Below are 651 nucleotides of genomic sequence, written 5' to 3'. Positions count from 1 at the left end.
AGCGGCTATCTCCATGCTGGCCGTGCCTGATGACCACGACATTCAGCTCTTTCAATGAATGGTGCTAGTGGCGCATATCCGCAGGCGGTATTGCCAGTGGTTTTTGTCCGGCGAGGCATTTCCTCGCGGCTACAGGGTGTGCGGGTCTTCCAGTTGCTCGAGCATCCACGCGACAAAATCCCGGACTTTGGGTACGCCCGCTGAATGCTCGGGATCGGCGAGGTAGTAGGCGTCTCGGCTGGGCATCGGGTGCTGCCAGGCGATCACGAGCTTGCCGTCAGCCAATTCCTCTTCCACCAGAAACCGTGGGAGCAGCGCGACACCACAGCCCACCTGAGCTGCACGGATGCACATATAGAAAGTGTCAAAGCGGGGGCCGTGATAGCTGTGATCGGTGCGATACCCCTGACTTTCGAACCATTCATGCCAGGCCTGTGGGCGTGAGGCGTTCTGCAGCAGTACCAGATCGGTCAACTGTGTCGGGTCTGTGAACGGGGTGGCCGGCAAGCTGGCGGGTGCACACACGGCCACCAGCTCTTCACCAAACAGCTTCAGGCATTCGGTGCCGGGTCGTGAACCCTGGCCAAAATAGAACGCCAGATCGCTGCGACCCTGCAGCAAGTCATCAGCTTCCTGCTCGTTGCACAGGTC

General features: G+C 59.8%; 1 protein-coding gene. It reads right to left on the bottom strand.

Annotated elements, in window-relative coordinates; genetic code table 11:
* Nucleotides 1–129: 129 nt before the first annotated feature.
* On the bottom strand, nucleotides 130–651 hold a 522-nt coding region (locus TU76_RS24110; RefSeq protein ID WP_048352668.1), incomplete at its 5' end, for a LysR substrate-binding domain-containing protein.

The sequence above is a fragment of the Pseudomonas psychrophila genome (assembly GCF_001043005.1).
GTDB classification, from domain to species: Bacteria; Pseudomonadota; Gammaproteobacteria; order Pseudomonadales; family Pseudomonadaceae; genus Aquipseudomonas; species Aquipseudomonas psychrophila.
This window is presented reverse-complemented; position numbering and strand designations above follow the sequence as displayed.